Genomic DNA, 5,594 nt, shown 5'->3' with positions numbered 1-5,594 from the left:
GCTATGTCCAGCAGATCGGTGGGGGCCCACCGGGTGTAGCGGTTCCTGTCGAACTCCTCGCCCGCGTACCTGGCACGGAACTTCTCGTCCATGTTGTAGTCGAAGATCCCGCTCGTGTGGTTGAGCAGCTGGCGCACGGTGATGGCCCCGGGCCGGTAGCCCTTGGCGCGCACCACACCGGGCAGCCACTTCTCGACACTGTCGTCCAGCGACAACTCCCCCTTGGCCTCGAGCTTGAGCAGCACCGTGGCGGTGAACATCTTCGTCACGCTGGCGATGCGGAACTTCTCGCGGGTGCTGCGCGGACGGTCGGTGGAAAGGTCACCGACACCCGCCCGGCCTTTCCACTCCCGGAGGTCCTCGCGCACCCCGGCGATGACACCGGGCGTGCCCTGCTCCACGATGTCGTCCAGGGCTGCCTGCGTCCGGTCATGTAATCGCGGACCTCCGTGGCGGGAGTCGGCGAAAGCGGGCACGGCGACGGCGGGCCCGGCGACAAGGAGCGCACCCGCCACGGCAAGGAGGGCCGGAAGACGGCGCGTTGACTGACGTTTTCTCATGACAACAGCTGACCAGCCACGCAAACCGCGCACCATCGGGGAAGCCCCGGAGATCGCTCAGGGGCCCGCCTCAGGGACCTGTCAGGGGTGGGTCACAGGGTGGCGAACACCCGCCGGAACAGGTCCAGCGCCTCATCGGCCCAGCCCAGGACGTTCAGCGCCGAACCCAGGTTCCCCGGCGGCCGGTTGACCAGGGTGTCATGGCGGATGAGCCGGTCGAAGTCCACGAGCACCGGGTCCTGGCGGGGTGTGCTCGTGTCGGGGCGGAAGAACTGGACCCCCGCGAGGCGCATCACGTTGATCACCTCTTGGGCGAGAATCCCGTACCCGACCGTCGTCGGGTGCACGCCGTCGAGCGAGAACAGGCCCCCGTCGCTGCGCCGCCCGTTCTTGACCGCGAGGAAATGCGAGTTCGGCGGCGGTGACAGCGCCTGCAGTGCCGACGGCAGCGGATAGGGCTGCCACCAGTCCGGACGCGCCAGCGGGTCCTCGGCGTAGCGGCGCGATGCCAGCCGGTCCATCAGGCCGCTGGTCTCCAGGAGATACCAGTCCTTCCCCTTGGTCCGGGCAGCCCGGACCGTCTCCGTGATCGCGTCGTTGTACGCGTCGATCGCGTCGTCGACCTGCCGCGCCTGGTCCGCGGTGATGTTGGGGTCCCTGCCCTTGTCGAAGTCCTGGTCCTTGATCCACGGTCGGGTGTAGTAGGGGAAGTAGCGCGAACCGGGCTCGGTCTTGACCGCCACGCCGCGCGCCATCGGCGCGATGGTCACATGCGGAACCGTGCACCAGATGACGTGGCGCGCCTTGATCCCGGCGACTTGCGCGGCGACCTTGCGCAGCTCGGAGATGAAGTGCTTGGGCCGCCAGACCGTGAAGCGCCGCTTGGAGTCCAGGTCGTCGAAGCCGGAGTCCTCGCTCCACGCCACGCGGAGTTCGGTCACCGCCCGCAGCGCGTTGTTCGCCCCCAGGAAGACGACGAGAGTCTCGATGCCGTGCGGCGAGCCGGAGCCGTCGGTGTCCTTGCCGAGTTCGGCCGCCGCGCCCAACTGGGTCAGGGCGCCCGCGGTTTCGGGCTGGGTGGGCAGCACCCGCAGGGCGGCGCGCTCGCCGGCGTTCTGCACGATCTGGTTCACCAGATCGTCCTTCGGCACATCGATCCGCTTGCGGCACTCGTCCGCCGACTTCGACAGCGCGTCGCGCAGGTCCCACCCGAACACGGCAAGGTTGTGCATGATCGCCGTGGTCGAAGGCACCTTGCTGCCGGGCCCCCGCTCCCAGTAGTCCTCCACCCGGTCCATCACGTTGCGGGCCCGGAACAGGGCCAGCGGCACCTCCCACCAGTCCACGGTCCGCCCGTAGCGGTCCTCCAGGTCGCGCAGGAAGAACTCGAGGTTGAACGGCAGCCCGCCGAAGCCTCCGTAGAGGGGATAGCGGAAGCGCGGAAGCCATCCCAGCTCGTGCGCGATGATCGCCGGGTAGGACAGCCCCGTGTTGAAGACGGCCGCGCTCTGGAATCCCTGGGTCAGCGAATCCCCCACCGCGACCAGGCGGTGCCGGGGATCGCCGGCCCGGTTCGGACTGACCTCGACCCCCAGCTTCGGGTCGGTCACCGGCACCCGCGGGCTCTCGCGTTCGGAACTCCGCGGCCCTACACGACGTACGGAATCGCGCATGATCCCCCCTTGGCACACCACGGCGCACCGGCTGCGCCCTGGCGCGAGGTCAGTTCCTGCGTAGCAGAGCCCGGGCCCCGGCGGCAGATCTCCGACGGGAGATACGCAGAACTCGGTGCGGCCTATGAGGTGAATCACAGGCGTGGACTGTCACGGTTCGCGGGTCCGGGGTGTCTCGATGGGCGTCCGAAGAGAGGAGCGGGTCCATGACGACGCGTAAAGCTGGGGCCGGACATGGCTGAGGACGTGGCGGATGCTGCGGACGCCTTCAGCGAGCACCGCCCGCTGCTGTTCACCATCGCCTACGAGATGCTGGGCAGCGCCGCCGACGCCGAGGACGTCCTGCAAGAGAGCTACCTGCGCTGGAGCACGGTCGATCCGGCGGCCGTCGAACACCCGCGCGCCTACCTGGTGCGCGTGGTGACCCGGCAGTCCCTCAACCATCTGCGAGCGGTCAAGGCGCGGCGCGAGGACTACGTCGGCCCCTGGCTTCCCGAGCCGATCCGCACCGCCCCCGAGGTCAATGAGGACGCCGTCCTGGCCGAGTCGGTCTCGATGGCGATGATGCTGGTCCTGGAGACCCTCAACCCCACCGAACGCGCGGTGTTCGTCCTGCACGACGTGTTCGGCTACACCCACGGCGAGATCGCCTCCTCGGTCGGCAAGAGCGAAGTCACCGTCCGGCAGATCGCCCACCGCGCACGGGGGCACGTCCACGCACGACGACGCCGCTTCGAGCCCGACTCCGAAGCCACCCGCGCCATCGTCCGGCGTTTCCTCTTCGCGGCGACGACCGGCGAGATCCAGGGGCTGATGGACCTGATGGCGCCCGACGTCGTGGAGATCTCCGACGGCGGCGGCAAAGCCAGCGCGGCCCGCCGCCCGATCACCGGCCGCGACGAGGTCGCCCGCTTCACCCTCGGCGTGGCCCGCACCACCATCACCCCCGCGACCCGCATCGAGCACGCCCTGTACAACGGCATGCCCGCGGCGCTGTGCCGCACCGAGGGCGAACTCGACTGGCTGCTCGCCTTCGAGATCCACGACGGACAGATCACCGGCCTCTACGCCATGCGCAACCCGGACAAGCTGCACCGCGTCGAGACGGTGCGGCCACTCGACAGAGGAGAGACGCAGCCATGGAAACCATGACCGTCGAGCGCACCATCGACGCCCCGATCGACGAGGTGTTCGCCTGGCTCACCACGACCACCAACTACACGCGCTCGCCCCTGGTGCTGCGCTGCCGTCTGACCCGGCCCGGCAAGTCCGCGCCCTACGGGGTGGGCGCGGTGCGCAGCCACCTGTGGGCCATCGGCTGGCTCAGCGAGCGCATCACCCGCTACGAACCGCCCTACGTCACCGAGTACGTCGTCGACCGCAGCGTGCCGCCGTCCCGGCACGAACTCGGCCGCATGACATTCACCGAGACCGACGGCGGAACCCTGGTCAACTGGACCACCCGCGCCGAGATGCGCGCCCCATGGGTCGGCGCCTTCCTGACCCGCCACCTCGTACGCCCGATGATCACCGGCAGCTTCCGCAGCATCCTGGACGCCGCCGACACCGCACTGGCACGCCGACCCAGCCGGAACCGGGCCTGAGGACCGCAACGGTGCGCGTCTGCAAGGGTGTCCCCCATGGATTCCGCCGCGGGCACCGAGCCCGACCGCCACTACGACACCGGCACTCGGCTGGCCCGGTTCGCCGGCCGCATTCTGGTGGTCTGCCCGTCCTGCGGCGGCCGTGCGGCGGTCGTCCCCCGCCCCGGCCTGCCCGCACCCAATTACTCCACCGAGCTCCAGTTCCAGCCGCGGCGGCTGGCCTGCGGCGGGTGCGGGGCCGTTGCCGGCTGGGAACCCGAGGTGCGCGGCGCCGGTCTGGTCGGGGCCGTACTGGGCGGCAGTGAGGACCCCTTCTTCGGGCAGCCGCTCTGGCTGCAGACCCGCTGTGCCGGGGAGATCCTGTGGGCCTACAACGAGGAGCATGCCGCCGAACTGTCCGCCTATGTATGCGCCGGGCTGCGTGAGCGCAGCGCGGAGCGGCCGACGATGTCCCTGTACGCGCGGCTGCCGTCGTGGATGAAGCGCGCGGACAATCGCTCCGCCGTCCTGGCCGGGCTTGAGACGCTGCAGGCGCTGGCCACGCGGTCGGCGCCCGCCGAGCGTTCCGATGCCGCGTATGAGCGCGGCGACCGCTCCCGTGCGCGCAGCAGCATGTACTTCCGGGGCCGCCCCGATGAGGTACGAAGTCTTCTTTGAATCCTCCCCTCCCTGAAGGAAGGGGATTTCTGGCTCACGCTGCTCGGGTCCCCGGCGGGGATACGAGTCTGCTGCGATCGGCACCAGCCGGGACAAAACCTGCCCGGACCAGCATCACGTGCGCGGAGTTCTTGTCCCTGGGCGAGACCAGACCGCACGCCGTGCAGGTGTAGGTACGTTCAGAGAGAGGGAGACGATGCTTGGCTCTCGCATCGCAGGCCGCGCAGTCCATCGTGGTGTGCGCGGGATTGACCAAACACAGAGTCCTGCCGTGCTTGCGGGCCTGCTCGATCAACGCTGCCTTGGTGGCGCCGATCGCCGCATCAGCGGCCTTGCGGGCCATCGTCGACTTCGCCAGGAACCGGGGGCGGAAGTCTTCGACGGCGAGCGCGTCATGGTCCCGCACCACGTGCTTGGCCCACTTGCGTCCGGTGTCCTGACGCTGCCGGGCCACTTTCGCGTGCAGCTTGGCCGTCTGCCGCCTCGCCTGACGATAGCCCCCCGACGCGGACTGTCCTCGCTTCGGCTTCCTGCGGGCCATCTGCCGCTGATAGCGCGCCAGGCGCTGCGCGGCCCGTCTGCCGTGCTCGGCGTGCGGCAGGTCGTGCGTGTCGGAGGTGGTGGTGGCGGTCTCCTTCACGCCCCAGTCGATGCCGATCACCCGCCCCGTGACCGGCAGCGCCTCGGTCACCGCATCGACAACGAACGAGCAGTACCAGTGCCCCAACGCGTCCTGGTAGACCCGCACCGACGACGGCGCCTTCGGCAGCTGCCGCGACCACACCGGGCGCACGACGATCCCGCCCGCCAGATGCAGCCGCCCGTCCTTGAGACGGAATCCGCGCTGGGTGTAGTTCAGCGAGGGCCGCGCTTCGCGCTTCTTCTTGTGCTTCGGCAAGCCTGCCCGCTGCTTGATCGGCAGACGCGCCTTGATGTCCTTCAGCGCCTTGGCGCGGGACTTGGCGAAGTCGCGGATGAGTTGCTGCTGCGGAACGCTGGAGCCCTCCCGCAGCCAGACATTGGCCTGCCGGGCCCCGGTGAGCATCTTGTCCAGTCGCGCGGGACCGCACTTCTCCTGCTCGGCGTGCGCTTTCTTGGAG

At 69.5% G+C, this 5,594-nt stretch carries 5 protein-coding genes and 1 pseudogene; 3 read left to right on the top strand and 3 right to left on the bottom strand.

The features are described from left to right. Together ACQKIP_RS38150 and ACQKIP_RS38145 are read right to left on the bottom strand one after the other, a co-directional pair. The coding region (locus ACQKIP_RS38150) for a serine hydrolase domain-containing protein (RefSeq protein WP_427745194.1) at positions 1 to 560 on the bottom strand (560 nt) is incomplete at its 3' end. 92 nt (positions 561 to 652) lie between these two features. Further along, the gene (locus ACQKIP_RS38145) at positions 653 to 2,233 is read right to left on the bottom strand and encodes a hypothetical protein (RefSeq protein ID WP_365854039.1); all 1,581 of its coding nucleotides are present in this window, start codon (positions 2,231 to 2,233) and stop codon (positions 653 to 655) included. 234 nt (positions 2,234 to 2,467) lie between these two features. On the opposite strand from ACQKIP_RS38145, the gene ACQKIP_RS38140 reads away from it, so the two are divergent. Genes ACQKIP_RS38140 through ACQKIP_RS38130 form a run of 3 tightly spaced genes read left to right on the top strand, consistent with a single transcriptional unit; the run spans position 2,468 to position 4,494 of the window. Continuing rightward, a complete protein-coding gene (locus ACQKIP_RS38140) occupies positions 2,468 to 3,385 on the top strand; it encodes an RNA polymerase sigma-70 factor (protein WP_365854041.1) in 918 nt (305 codons plus the stop codon). Beyond that, entirely contained in the window at positions 3,373 to 3,837 is a 465-nt protein-coding gene (locus ACQKIP_RS38135) for an SRPBCC family protein (protein ID WP_365854043.1), read from the top strand. The genes ACQKIP_RS38140 and ACQKIP_RS38135 overlap by 13 nt, the downstream gene beginning before the upstream one ends. Before the next feature lie 36 nt (positions 3,838 to 3,873). Next, a complete protein-coding gene (locus ACQKIP_RS38130) occupies positions 3,874 to 4,494 on the top strand; it encodes a hypothetical protein (protein ID WP_427745193.1) in 621 nt (206 codons plus the stop codon). Positions 4,495 to 4,509: 15 nt separating this feature from the next. On the opposite strand, the pseudogene ACQKIP_RS38125 reads toward ACQKIP_RS38130, so the two are convergent. Next, positions 4,510 to 5,594 (bottom strand): annotated as a pseudogene (locus tag ACQKIP_RS38125) (RNA-guided endonuclease InsQ/TnpB family protein); the annotation flags it as partial.

Source organism: Streptomyces sp. NPDC059900 (assembly GCF_050270335.1).
Taxonomy (GTDB): Bacteria; Actinomycetota; Actinomycetes; order Streptomycetales; family Streptomycetaceae; genus Streptomyces.
Note: the sequence above shows the minus strand (reverse complement) of the source record. Positions and strands in the feature narration are given on the sequence as shown.